The following is a 15,945-nucleotide window of genomic DNA, read 5'->3' on the forward strand; positions in this document are numbered from 1 at the left end:
GCTCAGGGCACCAGCAAAATACTGAAGCGCACCAGCGCGGTCGGCGCCGCTGCCTCGATCTGTGCACGGCTCAGGTGCAGGCTTTCGATGCGTACGCCAGGTAAGGCGGCCAGCTCGGCCAGAAAGCGGCGCAGCGCGGGGTAAGGCTGTTGCAGGCTGAGCTGGCTGCTCACGCGCAGCAGCGCGCCATCGGCCTCGGCCACCTGCAGGAAGTCGCGCGGACCATCCTGCGGTGCATAGCGTGCCGCCAGCTGTTCGATCTGCCCGAGCAGACCGGGCAGCGCCTGGCGGCTCAGCAGCGCGGGTGCTGCCTCCACCACGCGCTGCGCGCCCGGCTCGGCCAGCCGCGCCAGCTCGCGCTTGAGCGCGCGTTCGGCCTGCTGCAGGCGCTGCGCCTCGGCCGCCTGCGCCGCGTGCAGGGTCTGCAGGCGCGTGGCCTGCCAGCCCGCGGCAGCCAGCAAGACCAGCACAGCTACCAGGCCTGGCCAGCCGGCCAGGGCGACCAATTCGCCCAAGTAGAAGGCCAGGCGCGGCGGCAGACGGCTCATGGCGCGGCCTCCCAGCGCATCTCCAGCGTGGCCTGAATCGGCTTCGGGCTGACGCTCGCATCCTGCTTGGATGCATAGCTGAGCAGCTTGGGCTGCACGAAGCGCGCATCGCTAGCCAGCGCGGCCAGCAGCGCCAGCACATCATCGAGGCTGCGCGCCTCCAGGCTCAGTGCGAGCTGATTGCCTTCCAGACTCAGGTCGAGCTTGAGCAGCGCAAGGCGCGGCTGCCAATGGCTTTCCAGCGCGGCCAACACCGGGCTCAGCGCCAGCGCCTGCTTGGCCTGGGCGGCCAGCAGGCGTGGATCGCGCGGCGCGGGCTGGGCGGCGGCCTGCTGGCGCGCCAGGCGCTGCTGTAGTGCGGCCAGGCGTGCCGCCTCGGTCTGCAAGGCCCTGCCCTGCTCGGCCGCCAGCTGCCAACGCGCGATCTGATCGAGCAGCACGGCAGCCGCCAGCGCGCACAGCAGCAGGCCCAGCCAGGGGCTGCGCCGGCCAGTGGCCTGAAAATCCAGCCGGCTGAGCGGCAGACGACGTCGGCTCAGCATAGGGGCTCCCGCTCGGCCAGCCGCGGCTGGCTATCGCCCAGATAGTGCAGCTGTCCCTGCGGCAGCACGCTGTGGCGCAATTCGGCCGGGCCGAGCAGATAGACCTGCTGCGGCACAGCCAGGCCCAGCAGGCTGGCTGCCTGCTGCAGCAAGCCGGCAAGATCGGCGCTGCGATTGAGCACCAGCACGCCGGCCCAGCGTGCCTCAGCAAAGAAGGCCAGGGTCAGCAAGCCGTCTTCGGCCAGCAGCAGCGCTAAGTCGGTCTGCGGCCAGTGAGCGCGGTAGTGCAGCAATACCCGGCTCAAACTGGGTTCAATGCGCCCCACCCGCCGCCCGCTGCGCGCCACGGTGCCGAGCAGCTCGGCGTGCAGCGCCTCATCCATCGCGCAAGCGAGGCGCGGCTGGCCATAACCGGCCGGCATCACACGCAGGCGCCAGCCCTCGGTGGGCAGGCCGAACTGGCTGCGCAGCATGGCGCGCGCGTACTGCTCCCACTCCTGCGCGCGGCTCAGCCCATCCTGCCAGGGCAGTACGCCATACCGCACCCAGGGGCTGCCCAGCTGCAGGTGGACGCGTGGCTTGAACAGCGCGCGGTTTGGCTGGCCCAGCAAGCTGGCCAGGCCAGCGGCCGGGCCGATGCCCCCGCCCAAGCGCTGCTCAGCGCTAGCGCGCAGGCGTTGCGGCGCCCAGCGGCGTGTCTCAGCCAGCAGCAGGCGATCGCGCCCCAGCCAGACGCAGTGCTCAGTCCACGAAAGTGACACGATTGACTTCCTGTAAGCTGGTCTGGCCGCGCGCCACCTGGGCCAGGGCCACCTGGCGCAGCGAGACAAAACCGCTGGCCTCGGCCAGCGCCTTCAGTTCCACCGCCGGCGCGTGGGCGACAATCGCGCGCTTGAGCGCATCGTTCAGGCGCAGCACTTCGGCAATCGCCTGCCGGCCGGCATAGCCGGTGTGGCGGCAGGCCGGGCAACCGCGCGCAGCCCGGAAGCGGTAATGCGCGACCTCGGCCGGCACGAGGCCCGAGCGCTGCAGGAGTTCGTCATCTGCTTGTTCAGGCGCGGCGCACTGCGTGCACAGCTGGCGCAACAGGCGCTGCGCGACCACGCCGTTCAGCGCGTCCACAAAGCTGCTGGCCTGCACGCCCATATGCATGAAGCGGTCGATGACCGAGAACACCCCGTTCGCATGCACGGAAGACAGCACCAGATGGCCGGTCAGCGCGGCCTGTACAGCGATCTGGGCGGTTTCCGGGTCGCGTATCTCGCCCACCAGGATGGTGTCCGGGTCGTGGCGCAGAATCGAACGCAGACCGCGCGCGAAGCTCAGTCCCTTGCGCTCATTGACCGGGATTTGCAGGATGCCGGGCAGCTGGTATTCAACCGGGTCCTCGATGGTGATGATCTTTTCCTCGCCGCTATTCACTTCCGACAAGGTGGCGTACAGCGTGGTGGACTTGCCCGAGCCAGTCGGCCCGGTCACCAGCAGCATGCCGTAGGGTTCGCGCGCCAGCTGGCGGATAGCCAGGCGTGCGCGCTCATCCAGCCCCAGCGCATCGAGGCTCAGCTGCTGCCAGGCCTCATCGGCACCGCGCTGGTCGAGGATGCGCAGCACCGCGTCCTCACCATGGATGGACGGCATGATGGACACGCGGAAATCCACATCGCGGCCGCGCATCTGCACGCCAAAGCGGCCATCCTGCGGCACGCGTTTCTCGGCGATATCCAGCTCGGCCAGCACCTTCAGGCGTGACAGCACCTGCTCGGCCACCGGCACGCCAGCCACACTGGCCATGGCCAGCAGCACGCCATCGATGCGGTACTTGATGGCAAGACCCGCCGGGGTGGATTCGAAATGGATATCGCTGGCGCGCGATTTGAGCGCGTCGTACAGGGTGGAATTGACCAGGCGCACCACCGGGCTGCTGTCCTGGGCAATACTGGCCAGCGAAATCTCGGTCAGCTCGGATAGCGGCTGCACACCGGCCTCATCGAGGCTCAGGTCGTCGATCGCGCGGTGGCTGGCCTCGCAAGCCTGCGCCCAGGCCTCGAAATCGGTCGGGTGGACGAAGACACAGTCAAAATCCAGCGCCAGCCTATGCTGGGCCCAGTTGCGTAGCGCGAGGCTGAACGGGTCGGCCAGCACCAGGGTCAAGCGCCCGGCCGGGTTGTCGAACAGCGCGCACTGGCGCGGGCTGGCTTCGTTGAAGGGCAGCAGGTCAAAGCGCGGTCGCCAGCTGGCCAGCGCGGCCGCATCCAGCGCGGCCAGGCCGGTGTAACCGGCCACTGCGGCGCAGTAACGGCCTTTATCCCAGCCGGCCTCGGCCAGCAGGCGGCGCGGCAGGGGCTCGCCCGGTGCCTGGCTGGCCAGTTGCTGGAGCTGGGCAAGCTTGAGTGCCGTCATTGCACGCTCTCAGCCAGCTCGAAGATCGGCATATACAAGAGGAAGACGATGCTGCCGATCAGGATGCCGATGCCCAGCATCAGCAGGGGTTCGAACAAGCGGGTGAACAGCTCGATGGCGCGGTCGAGTTCCTCGTCACAGAACTGGGCGGTGCGCTCGCACATAGTGGCCAGCTCGCCCGATTGCTCACCGACCCGCAGCAGGCGCTCCGCCACTGGCGTAGTCAAGCCATGGCGCGCCAGCACCTGTGAAAGCGGCTGGCCGGCGCGGATATCGACCAGGGCGAGGTCAAGCGCGGAGGCCAGCCCCTGGGGCAGCAGCTGGCGTGTCAGGCCCAGGGCCGGCACCACGGCCAGGCCACCGGCCAGCAACAGGCCGAGCGTGCGGTAGAAGCGCGTCAGCGCAAACAGCTGGCGCAGCTGGGCCAGGCGCGGCAGCCGCCACAGCAGCTGCAGGGCCGCGGCGCGCATGGCAGCGCTGCGCAACAGCAGCACTGCCCCGAAGCCCGTACCCAAGAGCCCAAGCCATAGCCAGCCACCCTGCGCCTGCACAAGCTCGCCCCACCACAGCATCAGTTGGGCGGCGGCCGGCAGCTCACGCATGCTCTGGTAAATCTGACTGAAGCGCGGAATCACATAGAAAAGCAGGAACAGCAGTACCAGGGCGCCGATGCTGATAATGACCGCCGGGTAGATCAGCGCGCTGAGCACCTTCTTGCGCACGGCCAGCAGGCGCGCTTCGTAATGGTGGTAGCGACGCACCGCATCGGCCAGATGGCCGGTCTGCTCGGCGGCAGCCACCGAGGCGGCAAACAGCGGCGGGAAGTGCGCAGGCTGCAGGGCCAGCGCTTTGGACAGTGGCAGGCCCTGGTAGAGGCTGTCGGCAATGCGGCCGAGCACGGCCTGGGTTTCGCCGGCGCGGCTCTTTTCGCGCAGGGTATCCACCGCCTCGGTCAGCGACAGGCCAGCATCCAGCAGGGCCACCAATTCCTGGGCAAACAGGCCGAGCGAAAAATCGCCACGGCTCAGCTGCCAGCCACCCACGGCGCGCAGGGCCAGCAGCTGCTGACCGCTGCCGGCCAGCTGCTCGCGCACTTGCTGCTCGCTGGCCGCTTCCAGCTCCAGCAGCGCAACCTGCCCGTGGGCCAGGACCTTGGCTTTGAAACGCATGAGGGTTTAGGGCAGCCAGTAATTGATATCGGCGTCTTCGCCGCTGCCGCCGGGGCGCCCATCCAGGCCCAGGCTGAGCAGATCGAACTCGCGCCGCTCGCCCGGCGTCTTGTACACATAGGGCCGCTCCCAGGGGTCGAGCGGCAGGTCCTTGGCCAGATAAGGGCCCTGCCAGCGCGCCGCCTCGGCGGGCTTTTCCTGCAGGGCCAATAGCCCTTGTTCATTGCTGGGCAGGCGGCCGGTATCGAGCCGGTATTGATCGAGCGCATCGGCAATCAGCTTGAGCTGGCCACGCGCGGTCTGCGCCTTGGCGCGGCTCACCTTGTCGAACAGGCGCGGGCCGACGAAACCGGCCAGCAGCGCGATGATCAACAGCACAACCAAGAGTTCCAGCAGGGTGAAGCCTGCGGAACGGAAACGGAGATGCTCGGGCATCGGTGTCTCTCACATACAGGGGCACAGGCCCCGTGCCAGGAAAAAGACCTCCCCCGGGCACGAGGGAGGTTTCAACCACAAGACGATGGACACAACTGGTCGGCACGACCCGCCCAAGCCAGCGCGGGCCGTACCGAACCAGGCTTACTTGACCTGGCTCATCTTGCTGATCAGCTCACCATCGGCCGTATCGCCATCCAGCGACCAGCTGAACATGCCGCCCAGGTTCTTGGCCTTCACGTAGTCGATCTTGGTCTGGATATTGGCCGGGGTGTCGTAGGACCAGAAGTTGTTGCCGTCGAACTTCCAGCTCTGCTTGGTCACCGGGTGGGTGTAGACCTGGCCTGGTGCGTTCTTCAGCACCTTATAGTCCTCGATGCCGGGCTCGTAAGTGCCGCGTGCCGGGCCGGTGGCAGCCTGGTAGAGACCGTTATTGGCATTCGTCACCCCGGTCCAGCCGCGACCGTAGAAGGGAATGCCGACCACGATCTTGCCGGCCGGGGTGCCCGAGGCGAGCAGGTTGTTCACCGCGCCTTCGATGTTGTAGCTGGCACCCAGCGTGGTGGTGGCGTTCGGGCTGGACGGATCGTTGCTCAGATGCGAGTGGAAGTCGGTCGGACCCTTGGCATCCCAGCCGCCATGGAAGTCGTAGGACATCACATTGATCCAGTCGAGGTACTTGCTGTACTCGGCCGGCTCGGTCATGTCGATCTTGTCCTTACCGGCACCGATGGCCACGGTCAGCTTGTAGCGCTTGCCGGTGGTGGCGGTCAGCGCATCGAGCTGGCTGCGGAATTCCTTGAGCAGCAAGGTGAAGTTCTGCTTATCGGCCGGGCTGACGGTGTTGTAGCCAAAGCCCTGCACGCCCGGGAATTCCCAGTCGATATCAATGCCGTCGAACACCCCGGCAGCCGCGGCCGTACCACCTGCGCCGTCATACACGGGCAGATTGCCCTTGATGTACAGGTCCACGCAGCTCTTCACCAACTGCTTGCGCAGCGGATCGGTCATCGAAGCAGCCGAGAACCACTTCGACCACGACCAGCCACCAAGCGAGATCATCGGGCTGATGGCCGGATGGCGGGCCTTCAGGCGCTTGATCTGGCCGAAGTTGCCGCGCAGCGGGCTGTCCCATTTATCGGCCACGCCATCCACCGAGGCATCGGCCGAGAAGGACTTGCTGTAGTCGGCAAACGGATCGCCGCCATCGCCATTACCCGATTCGGTGCGGTACTGGATATCGCATTCATAGCCACCATTCTTCTGGTAGATATTGCCGAAGGCGTAGTTGAGAAAGGTCAGCTTGCTGGCCGCGCCCGAGGTCTCGATCTGCTTGACCTGGTAGTTGCGCCCGTAGATGCCCCACTGGGTGAAGTAGGAACCGACCTGACGCGCGCCTGGGGTCGGGGTGGGCGTTGGCGTTGGCGTTGGCGTTGGCGTTGGCGTCGGCGTCGGCGTCGGGGTCGGGGTCGGGGTCGGCGTCGGGGTCGGCGTCGGTGTTGGCGTCGGTGTTGGCGTCGGTGTTGGCGTCGGTGTTGGAGTGGGTGTCGGCGTAGGCGTGGTCGAGCAGGCGCCAATGTCCTTCCACGGCTGGCCTTCGCCGGCATTGCTGGACGGCACATTGCCCTGGGTCCACCACTTGGCCTCGTAATTGCGTCCTTCGTACGTCACCTTCTGCCCGCCGGTATACGCGGTGCTGCTCACCCAGGCCAGGAAGCAGCTGCTGGGCGTTGGCGTGGGGGTTGGCGTCGGTGTCGGCGTGGGGGTAGGCGTGGGAGTCGGTGTTGGGGTAGGCGTCGGCGTGGGGGTGCCCGTGCTGCTGCATGCGCCCTGGTTGGACCACAGCGTGGGCGAGGCAGCCGGATTCCAGTTGGTGCCCACATAGGCCGTGTGGGTAACCAAGGCCTTGTAATTCGTGCTCTGGTAGGACGCGAGGCTATTGGCCGTGTAGGTATTGCCCTCGGCCCAGGCTGCGGCGCAATCGGCAGCCAGGGCGCTCGGCGCATACAGAAGGCCGGCAGTGGCGAGGCTGACAGTGATACTGCGCAGGGCGAAGCGCCGTGCGGCATTGCTCTTGCTGTACATACGGTGTCTCCATTCAAGGGGGATAGCGAGGTCACCGGATAGCTAGCCCGGCCACAACTCGGCTCCACCGCCCCTCGCCTACAGACCGTGGACCGTCAGCATCAAATACCGGTATTGCAGAATCATCATCAAGTGGTAACCATGTTGTATTAATTTGGCGCTATCAGCAATATATCCGCTGAAAAAATATTCAAATGTCATTTGAAATCACCATGAATAGTCGCAGTGGTTTCATCCAAGCCAATACATCGGCATGCAGCGGTGCCGCACTCCGGCTCGTTCTAGGCGTCATCAGCCGGTAATAATCGGGAAAGTGGTCTGTTGCGAGGGTGAAACAAGTGCGTAGTCGGCAGACTGGTCTTAGGACAATCACAACTGGTAAGGCACCAGTAAGATACCTATTCGCGATGCACTGAGAGGGTGGGCCGGGACGGCCGCGCTGCATCAGCCCAGCGGGTGTGCGATCCACTCCGCCGCGCCTGGTTGCTGATCGAGCAGGAGCGCCAGCCCGCGGCTGGCATGCCATCGCGCAGCGGCCAGATGGCTGATTAGGGTAGCGCTGGGCCTCGCCCAGCATACGGACAGCTAGTGCTGGCGCAAGGCGCACACCGGGCAGGCCGGGTCGCGCTTGAAACGCAGGCTGCGCCAGTCGTGACTGCGCAGGTCCAGAGTCAGTAGGCGCCCAAGCGGCACGCCGGGCAGGCCGATCAGCAGCTTGAGCGCCTCGGCCGCCTGCATCGCGCCGATGATGCCCACCAGCGGCGCAAATACGCCAAAGGTCGCGCAAGGCCCGTCACTGGCCTCGCCGTCCTCGCCAAACAGGCAGCGGTAGCAGGGGCTGTCCGCCACGCGCGGGTCGAAGACCGCGAACTGACCATCGAAACGCACCGCCGCACCCGACACCAGCGGCTTGCCCGCCATCATGCAGGCGCGGTTCACCGCATGGCGGGTGGGAAAGTTATCCGAGCAGTCGAGCACCACATCGGCCGCTTGCACCGCCGCCAGCAGCGCCTCGCCGGCCAGGCGCTCAGCCAGCGGCAGCACCTGCACCTCGGCATTGATACCCGCCAGCGTGCGCTGCGCGGACGCCACCTTGCTCAGGCCCAGACTGTCCTCGCGATGCACGATCTGGCGCTGCAGATTGGTCAGCTCCACCGTATCAGCATCGGCCAGCAGCAGCCGCCCCACGCCGGCCGAAGCCAGGTAAAGCGCGGCCGGCGAACCCAGGCCACCGAGGCCGACGATCAGCACGCTGGACTGGGCGAGCTTGCGCTGTCCCTCGATGCCCACCTCGTCGAGCAGGATATGTCGGCTGTAGCGCAGCAGTTCGGTATCAGAAAAATCGCGTTCGGCTTGGCTCATGGTGGACCTGCGAGATGGGTGTGCGAGGGGGACAGACGGCTGCGGATGATATGCCGCGCACGGCCGCCAGGCCAGACACAACAACGCCGCCAGTGTGGATGCTGGCGGCGTGGATGGAGAGACCGGCCCCGCTGAGCGCTTATACGCCGAGCTTCTTCATGGCCAGGCTAACCATGGCAGCCGCCTGCTGCAGATATTGCAGGTCGGGCTGACTCCATTCCTTGATCTGGGCGGTGTTTTCGCAGCAAACCAGACCAAGCGGCAGGCCGTCGATGTCGATGCCGACATCAAGCAGCGAGTAGATATTGAGCGGCTCGAAATAGCTTTCATTGAAACAGGCGGTGGCCGGGTGCTGGCGCGCATCGCTGGCCACCAGTACGCGCCCTTCGCGCATGGCGGCGAAGTAGTCGCCGAAATCATCCTCGTGCAGCACCATGCCGCTCGACCATTGCTGGTCGCCCGCGTCATACAGGCTTTCACACACCGCCTGGTCCTGCAGCGGACCGGCATAGAACCAGAAGCTGGCACGCGTGCAGCCTATCTCCTGCACCAGGGTGCGGCTGAGTAGCGCAAAGAACTTGCCCCGATCAAGCTTGCCCTCATTGAGCAGGCCATACAGATTCTTGAGCAGATTGGTATCGTGCATCGCGCGTCTCCTTGGCAGGGCAGCCACTCGCCCGTCTCGCCTTTATAGCCGGCCGGGCGCGCAAAAAACAGCAGGCCCGCATTGAGCGGGCCTGTGTTTACGATTGCGCGAGCGAACGTACTTACTTGCTGGCGTTCGAGCGCACCACTTGCTGCACCTTCAGCACATTGAGCGCCTGCTGCAGCTGGTAGTCCTTCTTCAGCGAGATCTCACCCGGCTTGAGCTCGTCCTCGTCCTGTTGCTCGTCTTTGGCCTTGTCCTTATCGCCAGCCTTGGACTTGCTCGGCTCGAGCTTGGCTTCCGGCTGCACACTGCCCGGCTTGCTATCCGGTTTGCCGCCTTCACCCTGCGGATTGCTCAGATGATGGTCGAGGTCCGCCTCACGCACCCGGAACGCGGCGTTGTTCACGCCATTCAGGGTGGCCTCTTCCACCTCGATATCCGGGGTGATGCCCTTGGCCTGGATGGAACGGCCCTTGGGGGTGAAGTAACGCGCGGTGGTCAGCTTGATGGCGGAATCCTTGCCTACCGGCAGGATGGTCTGCACCGAGCCCTTGCCAAAGGTCTGTACACCGACGATGACGGCGCGCTTATGGTCCTGCAGCGCGCCAGCCACGATTTCGGAGGCCGAGGCCGAGCCGGCATTCACCAGCACCACCATCGGCACATCCTTGATGCCGGCTGGCAGCTTGCCTTCGCGCGCGCCGAACTCGGGCGAGGCGGTCAGCTTGACCTTGGAGTCATTGGCGCGCCCCTCGGTGTACACCACCAGCGCATTATCGGGCAAGAACAGTGCGGACACGCCCACGGCCGAGCTCAGCACGCCGCCCGGATCGTTACGCAGATCGAGCACCAAGCCTTTCAGCGCACCCTTGTTTTCCTTGTTCAGCTGCTCGATGGCCTTGGCTACGTCCTCGGTCGAGCGCTCCTGGAACTGGGCCAGGCGCACATAGCCGTAACCCGATTCCAGCATGCGCGACTTCACGCTCTGCACCTTGATCACCGAACGGGTCAGCGTGAAGACCAGCGGCTTGGTTTCGCCCTTGCGCAGTACGGTCAGGGTGACCTTGGTATTGGGCTTGCCGCGCATCTTGGCCACCGCATCATTGAGCGACAGACCGCGCACCTGCGCGTCGTCGATCTTCATGATGTAGTCGCCGGCCTTCATGCCCGCCTTGAACGCCGGGGTATCCTCAATCGGCGAGATCACCCGCACCAGGCCATCTTCCAGATTCACTTCCAGCCCCAGGCCGCCGAACTCGCCCGAGGTGCTGACCTTCAGGTCCTTGAAGGCATCCGCATCCAGATAGGCCGAATGCGGATCAAGACCGGTCAACATGCCATTGATGGCCTCGTTGATCAGCTTCTTGTCTTCAACCGGCTCGACGTAATCCTGCTTGATGCGCCCATAAACCTCGGTGAAGGCACGCAGCTCATTGATCGGCAGCGGCGACAGGCTTTCCTTGTTGGCGAGGGCGCTCGCCCCAGCCGTCAACAGCACGCCAATGCCGGTACCGACGAGTAGCAAACTGAATTTCTGTACTTTGGCTTGCATTGCTGTCCTTTAACAACCTATCTGCTCCGACCGATCACCCGACCGGTCCGAATGCCGCTACTTCGCCCAAGCGAGCGGGTCTAGCGGCTTACCCATATGCCGTATTTCGAAGTATATGCCCGTTTGTTCGCTGCCACCGCTGTTGCCGCTGGTGGCCACGTCCTCACCGGCCTTCACCGTATCACCGACCTGCTTGACCAGCGATTCCGCCGCGCCATACAGACTCAGATAGCCGCCACCATGATCCACGATCAGCATATTGCCAAAGCCGCGCAGCCAATCGGCGAATACCACCCGACCACTGGCAACCGCCTTGACCGGCTGGCCGCCCGCGGTGCGGATGAACACGCCCTTCCAGTTGGTGCCTTCGCTGCGCGGGGTGCCGAACTTGCCACTCACCTCGCCGCGCGCCGGCAGGTGCAGGCGCCCCTTCAGCTCGGCGAAGCGGCGACCATCGGCACTGCTGTCCGGTAGCGCCTCATTGCGCTTGATCACCGGCTCGGCCTTGGGCGGTGCATCACCCGGCTTCTTGCCGGCCTTCGCTTCCTTGGCCTGGCGGGCGGCTTCGCGTGCCTCGGCCAGCTTCTGTGCCCTGGCCTGCTTTTCCCGCTCACGCGCTTCCTTGAGCTCGCGCTCGCGGATCATGCGATTGATCTTTTCCACCAACTGGGTCAGCCGCTTCTCATCGCGCTGCAGCTTGCTGATTTCCTTGCGCTGCTGGCCGATCTCGGTAGAGATCTTGCTCAGCACCTGCTGCTTCTCGGCCTGCTCCATGCGCAGCTTGTCTCGCGCCGCCTTGCGCTCGGCCGCGATGCGCGCCAGATCATCGTGCTTCTGGCGTATGACCTCGGCCAGGGCATTTAGTTTGTCCAGCTGCGCGCTCAACTCGCCCGACAGCTTGTGCTGTGCCTCGGCGATATAGCGGTAGTAGCGCAGATCGCGCGCCAGCTTGTTCGGGTCCTGACGGTTGAGCAAGAGGCGCAAGGCCTCGTGCTGGCCGTTGCGGTGCCGCGCTCGGATCAGCGCCTGCAGGCGCTCACGATTGGCTTCCAGGTTCTGGCGTGTCTTGCTGATATCGAGACTGATGCGCGCGAGCTCGGCCTGCGACAGCTGCTGCTGACGGTTGAGCTGAGCGACCGCGCGGTTGGCCTCGGAGATCGCCTGCTCGGACGATTTGAGCGCATCGGCCGCGTCGTGGCGGGTTGCCTCGTTGGCCTGCAGTTCCTGCTTGAGCGAATCGATCTTGCGGCGCAGGTCCTGCAGATCATCCTCCGGCTGGGCAGCCCAAGCCGCGCCGAGCAAGAGGCCGGCGGCGGCAAGCAGGGGAAGCAGGCGGCGCATCAAGCGAAGCGGATCAGCGAGTGGCCGGTCATTTCGGCCGGTTGGGGCAGGCCCATCATGGCCAGCAGGGTGGGGGCGATATCCTTGAGCGCGCCCTCAGCCTGCGGCGCCAGGCTAGCCTGGCGCCCCACATAGATAAAGGGCACCAGATCGGTGGTGTGCTGGGTATGAGCCTGGCCCGAACCCTTGTCCCACATCATTTCGCAATTGCCATGGTCGGCGGTGATCAGCACCTCGCCGCCAATCGCCTGCATGGCGGCGACCGCACGGCCCACGCAGGCATCCAGTGCCTCGATGGCGCGTACGGCGGCATCGAAATTGCCGGTATGGCCGACCATATCGCCATTGGCGTAGTTGCAGATGATGGCGGCGTACTGCTTGGACTCGATGGCCGCCACGATCTTGTCGGTCACCTCGACGGCGCTCATCTCGGGCTGCAAGTCATAGGTGGCCACCTTGGGCGAGGCAACCAGGATGCGGTCCTCGCCTGGGAATTCCTTCTCTTCGCCGCCCGAGAAGAAATAGGTGACATGCGGGTATTTCTCGGTCTCGGCAATGCGCAGCTGCTTGAGGCCCAGGCCGCCGATGTACTCGCCAAAGCTGTTCTGCACCTTGGGCTTGGTGTAAGCCACCGGGTAGGGATAGCTCTCGGCATAGCTGGTCAGCGTGGCGAACAGCGCGAGCTTAGGGCGGCGCGGACGGGCAAAGCCGTCGAAACCATCCTCGTTGATTGCCACGGTGATTTCACGCGCGCGGTCGGCACGGAAATTCATGAATACCACCGCGTCGCCGTCCTCGATACGGCGCACCACGCCATGAGGGCGGATGGCGGTGGCCAGCACGAATTCATCGTTCTCGCCACGCGCATAGGCGGCGGCCAGTGCAGCCTGGGCGGTCGGCGCCACATGCTCGGCCTCGCCATCCACGATCAGACGGTAGGCGGGCTCGACCCGCTCCCAGCGCTTGTCGCGGTCCATCACATAGTAGCGACCAACCACCGAGACGATCTGTGCACCGGGGTTGGCATCACAAACCGCCTGCAGGCGGGCCAGATACAGCTCGGCGCTGCGTGGCGGGGTATCGCGCCCATCCAGGAAGGCATGCACGGCAATCTGCTGCACGCCGGCTTCATGCGCGGCGCGGATCAGCTCGTGAATATGGGCTTCGTGCGCATGCACGCCACCGTCTGACACGAGGCCGAGGATGTGCAAGGTCTTGCCGCTGCCCGCGGCGCTGTCGATAGCCTGCTTGAGCACCGGGTTCTGGCCCAGGCTATGGTCGGCCACATCGCAATCAACCCGACTGATGTCTTGCTGCAACACTCGACCGGCACCGATATTCAGGTGACCGACTTCAGAATTCCCGAATTGCCCAGCAGGCAAACCCACATACTGTTCCGAGGCATTGATGGTGGTATGGGGAAATTCCGCCATCAAACGGTCGATATTCGGCTTTCTCGCATGTAGTATGGCGTTGTCATCGCCTTCCAAGCGATGGCCGTAGCCGTCAAGAATCAGCAGCAAAACAGGGGTCACAGCGTTCATAGGGGCGGGCATGTTCTGGTTGAAGGCGAAAGCATTTTACCCCGACATCGGCGGTTGCGCGGGCTTTGGGCCACGTTTAACATGCCGCCACCTGCGCAGTGCATGTATGCTGCACCACTACTCCAAATAAAATAACTTAGCCATGGCATACCATTTAATCGAGGACGACGAACAGATCGAACAGGCGTCACGCGCAATGAAGGCGATGTCTCATCCGCTGCGCTTGAAGATCCTGTGTGTTCTGGGGGATAAGGAAGTCAGCGTGCAGGATATTGTCGATGCGGTAGGCACTTCGCAGAGCAATATCTCCCAACACCTGGCCATCATGCGTGAGAAGGGGGTTCTGCGTACGCGCAAGGATGCCAATCGCGTGTATTACCGGGTGGGCGATCCGCGCACACTGGAAGTGGTCAGCATGATGCGCGATGTGTTCTGCGGCTTCGCCCGCTAAGCACGCCCGCCACACTGCAGCTTGATCGAAGCCGGCCCCGCGCCGGCTTTGCCGTATCTGAATCACAACATTCTTACCCATCCCCGGCATGGTCGGCCCAAGCATGGCCGCAGTCGCTAGACTGCACGCTTCGCCACCGGAGACCGCCATGCCCAGCCGTATCGCCCTCTCGCTCGCGCTTTGCCTTGCCGCCATCAGCAGCCAGGCCGCCGACCGCATCACCGACCAGCCCTTCGCCACCCGTTCCGAAGTGATCGCCCCCAAGGCCATGGCCGCCACCAGCCAGCCTTTGGCCACCCAGATCGCGCTCGATATCCTGCGCCAGGGTGGCACAGCGGTGGATGCGGCGATTGCGGCGAATGCCGCCCTCGGTTTGATGGAGCCGGTCGGTTCAGGCATCGGTGGCGATCTGTTCGCCCTGGTCTGGGATGCCAAGACCCAGCAACTGTATGGCCTGAATGCCAGCGGACGTTCACCGCGCAGCCTGAGCCTCGCCACCTTGAAGGCCGAGCTGGCCAAGCAGCAGCTGAACGAGATCCCGCCCTTCGGCCCGCTGCCGGTCAGCGTGCCCGGTGCGGTAGATGGCTGGTTTGAACTGCACCAGCGCTTTGGCAAATTGACTATGGGCAAGATTCTCGCACCCAGCATTGCCTACGCGCGCGACGGCTTTCCGGTCAGCGAGGTGATCAGCTTTTACTGGCAGCGCAATGTGCGTTCACTGCTCAAATACCCAGGCATACGCGAGCAGTTCACCCGCGATGGCGTGGGCCCCGCCAAGGGTCAGCTGTGGACCAATCCGAACCTGGCGCGCACCTATGAAGCACTGGCCAAGGGCGGGCGCGATGTCTTCTACCGCGGCGAGATCGCGCGCAAGATTGCCGCCTATATGGCGCGCCATGGTGGCTATCTAAGTTACGAGGATCTGGCCGCGCACAAGAGCGAATGGGTTAGCCCGCTCAAGGTCAATTACCGTGGTTACGATGTGTGGGAACTGCCGCCGAACAGCCAGGGCATGGCCGCGCTGCAGGCGCTCAATATCCTCGAAGGCTTCGACCTGAAGGGCGCCGGCTTTGGCAGCCCGCAGCATGTGCACTGGTTCGTGGAAGCCACCAAGCTGGCCTTCGCCGACCGCGCCAAGTTCTACGCCGACCCGGATTTCTTCCAGGCCCCGATCACCACCCTGCTCAGCGACGAGTACGCAGCCGAGCGGCGCAAGCTGATCGGCACCGAGCGTGCCCTGCAGAAGGTGGAGGCCGGCAATATCGCCCTGAAGACCAGCGACACCATTTACCTAACCACCGCCGATGCGCAAGGCAATATGGTCTCGCTGATCCAGAGCAATTACCGCGGCATGGGCAGCGGCATGGCGCCCGAGGACCTCGGCTTCATCCTGCAGGACCGCGGCCAGCTATTTGCGCTAGAAGACGGCCACGCCAATGTCTATGCACCGGGCAAGCGCCCGTTCCAGACCATCATCCCGGCCTTTATCAGCAAGGATGGCAAGCCCTGGGTCAGTTTCGGGGTGATGGGTGGCGATATGCAGCCGCAAGGCCATGTGCAGATCGTGCTGAACCTGATCGACTTCGGCATGAATCTGCAGGAAGCTGGCGACGCGCCACGTATTTACTGGGACAGCCCGCAGCAACCGACTGGCGGCACCCTGCTGGACGGCGGCACGGTGGCGCTGGAAACCGGCTTTCCTTACCGCACCATCCAGCAGCTTTTGCAGATGCGCCACACGGTCAAGTACGACCTCGGTGGCTATGGCGGCTACCAGGCCATCATGCGCCTGCCCAATGGCACCTGGGCCGGGGCGAGCGAATCGCGCAAGGACGGCCAGGCGGCAGGTTTCTGAACGCGGACGTCG

At 64.7% G+C, this 15,945-nt stretch carries 14 protein-coding genes; 2 read left to right on the plus strand and 12 right to left on the minus strand.

What is annotated here, in order from left to right:
• Positions 1-2 precede the first annotated feature (2 nt).
• The 12 genes from BT173_RS18105 to gpmI all read right to left on the minus strand — a co-directional run bounded on the left by BT173_RS18105 (position 3) and on the right by gpmI (position 13,627).
• A complete protein-coding gene (locus BT173_RS18105; RefSeq protein WP_072430086.1) occupies positions 3-548 on the minus strand; it encodes a hypothetical protein in 546 nt (181 codons plus the stop codon).
• Complete coding sequence (locus BT173_RS18110; protein ID WP_072430087.1) at positions 545-1,090, minus strand: hypothetical protein; 546 nt, start codon at positions 1,088-1,090, stop codon at positions 545-547. The genes BT173_RS18105 and BT173_RS18110 overlap by 4 nt, the downstream gene beginning before the upstream one ends.
• Complete coding sequence (locus tag BT173_RS18115) at positions 1,084-1,851, minus strand: hypothetical protein (protein ID WP_072430088.1); 768 nt, start codon at positions 1,849-1,851, stop codon at positions 1,084-1,086. The genes BT173_RS18110 and BT173_RS18115 overlap by 7 nt, the downstream gene beginning before the upstream one ends.
• On the minus strand, positions 1,832-3,490 hold the full coding sequence (locus tag BT173_RS18120; RefSeq protein ID WP_072430089.1) for a GspE/PulE family protein: 1,659 nt from the start codon (positions 3,488-3,490) through the stop codon (positions 1,832-1,834). The genes BT173_RS18115 and BT173_RS18120 overlap by 20 nt, the downstream gene beginning before the upstream one ends.
• Positions 3,487-4,659: a type II secretion system F family protein gene (locus tag BT173_RS18125; RefSeq protein WP_072430090.1), complete on the minus strand. Its 1,173-nt coding sequence runs from the start codon at positions 4,657-4,659 to the stop codon at positions 3,487-3,489. The genes BT173_RS18120 and BT173_RS18125 overlap by 4 nt, the downstream gene beginning before the upstream one ends.
• Positions 4,660-4,665: 6 nt before the next feature.
• The gene (gspG, locus tag BT173_RS18130; RefSeq protein WP_072430091.1) at positions 4,666-5,094 is read right to left on the minus strand and encodes a type II secretion system major pseudopilin GspG; all 429 of its coding nucleotides are present in this window, start codon (positions 5,092-5,094) and stop codon (positions 4,666-4,668) included.
• A gap of 144 nt (positions 5,095-5,238) precedes the next feature.
• Positions 5,239-7,179, minus strand: coding sequence for a glycosyl hydrolase family 18 protein (locus tag BT173_RS18135; protein WP_072430092.1), 1,941 nt, complete (start codon positions 7,177-7,179; stop codon positions 5,239-5,241).
• A gap of 585 nt (positions 7,180-7,764) precedes the next feature.
• The gene (locus BT173_RS18140) at positions 7,765-8,541 is read right to left on the minus strand and encodes a HesA/MoeB/ThiF family protein (protein WP_072430093.1); all 777 of its coding nucleotides are present in this window, start codon (positions 8,539-8,541) and stop codon (positions 7,765-7,767) included.
• A 139-nt stretch (positions 8,542-8,680) separates the two neighbouring features.
• Entirely contained in the window at positions 8,681-9,187 is a 507-nt protein-coding gene (locus BT173_RS18145; RefSeq protein ID WP_072430094.1) for a GAF domain-containing protein, read from the minus strand.
• Between the two features lie 121 nt (positions 9,188-9,308).
• Positions 9,309-10,742 carry a S41 family peptidase gene (locus BT173_RS18150; protein WP_072430095.1) on the minus strand — a complete coding sequence of 478 codons (1,434 nt, stop codon included), beginning with the start codon at positions 10,740-10,742 and terminating at the stop codon, positions 9,309-9,311.
• A gap of 57 nt (positions 10,743-10,799) precedes the next feature.
• Positions 10,800-12,083, minus strand: coding sequence for a murein hydrolase activator EnvC family protein (locus BT173_RS18155; RefSeq protein WP_072430096.1), 1,284 nt, complete (start codon positions 12,081-12,083; stop codon positions 10,800-10,802).
• On the minus strand, positions 12,083-13,627 hold the full coding sequence (gpmI, locus tag BT173_RS18160) for a 2,3-bisphosphoglycerate-independent phosphoglycerate mutase (protein ID WP_072430097.1): 1,545 nt from the start codon (positions 13,625-13,627) through the stop codon (positions 12,083-12,085). The genes BT173_RS18155 and gpmI overlap by 1 nt, the downstream gene beginning before the upstream one ends.
• A 142-nt stretch (positions 13,628-13,769) precedes the next feature.
• On the opposite strand from gpmI, the gene BT173_RS18165 reads away from it, so the two are divergent.
• Positions 13,770-14,078, plus strand: coding sequence for an ArsR/SmtB family transcription factor (locus BT173_RS18165; RefSeq protein ID WP_072430098.1), 309 nt, complete (start codon positions 13,770-13,772; stop codon positions 14,076-14,078).
• A gap of 148 nt (positions 14,079-14,226) precedes the next feature.
• Positions 14,227-15,933, plus strand: a complete 1,707-nt coding sequence (ggt, locus tag BT173_RS18170) for a gamma-glutamyltransferase (RefSeq protein ID WP_072430099.1) — start codon at positions 14,227-14,229, stop codon at positions 15,931-15,933.
• Positions 15,934-15,945: the final 12 nt, after the last annotated feature.

Source organism: Chitinimonas taiwanensis DSM 18899 (assembly GCF_900119825.1).
Lineage (GTDB): Bacteria > Pseudomonadota > Gammaproteobacteria > Burkholderiales > Chitinimonadaceae > Chitinimonas > Chitinimonas taiwanensis.

Bases quoted from the DNA above. Each gene is read 5' to 3' on its own strand.
- BT173_RS18105 (WP_072430086.1), bottom strand. From the start codon at position 548: ATGAGCCGTCTGCCGCCGCGCCTGGCCTTCTACTTGGGCGAATTGGTC.
- BT173_RS18110 (WP_072430087.1), bottom strand. From the start codon at position 1,090: ATGCTGAGCCGACGTCGTCTGCCGCTCAGCCGGCTGGATTTTCAGGCC.
- BT173_RS18120 (WP_072430089.1), bottom strand. From the start codon at position 3,490: ATGACGGCACTCAAGCTTGCCCAGCTCCAGCAACTGGCCAGCCAGGCA.
- BT173_RS18125 (WP_072430090.1), bottom strand. From the start codon at position 4,659: ATGCGTTTCAAAGCCAAGGTCCTGGCCCACGGGCAGGTTGCGCTGCTG.
- gspG (WP_072430091.1), bottom strand. From the start codon at position 5,094: ATGCCCGAGCATCTCCGTTTCCGTTCCGCAGGCTTCACCCTGCTGGAA.
- BT173_RS18135 (WP_072430092.1), bottom strand. From the start codon at position 7,179: ATGTACAGCAAGAGCAATGCCGCACGGCGCTTCGCCCTGCGCAGTATC.
- BT173_RS18140 (WP_072430093.1), bottom strand. From the start codon at position 8,541: ATGAGCCAAGCCGAACGCGATTTTTCTGATACCGAACTGCTGCGCTAC.
- BT173_RS18145 (WP_072430094.1), bottom strand. From the start codon at position 9,187: ATGCACGATACCAATCTGCTCAAGAATCTGTATGGCCTGCTCAATGAG.
- BT173_RS18150 (WP_072430095.1), bottom strand. From the start codon at position 10,742: ATGCAAGCCAAAGTACAGAAATTCAGTTTGCTACTCGTCGGTACCGGC.
- BT173_RS18155 (WP_072430096.1), bottom strand. From the start codon at position 12,083: ATGCGCCGCCTGCTTCCCCTGCTTGCCGCCGCCGGCCTCTTGCTCGGC.
- gpmI (WP_072430097.1), bottom strand. From the start codon at position 13,627: ATGAACGCTGTGACCCCTGTTTTGCTGCTGATTCTTGACGGCTACGGC.
- BT173_RS18165 (WP_072430098.1), top strand. From the start codon at position 13,770: ATGGCATACCATTTAATCGAGGACGACGAACAGATCGAACAGGCGTCA.
- ggt (WP_072430099.1), top strand. From the start codon at position 14,227: ATGCCCAGCCGTATCGCCCTCTCGCTCGCGCTTTGCCTTGCCGCCATC.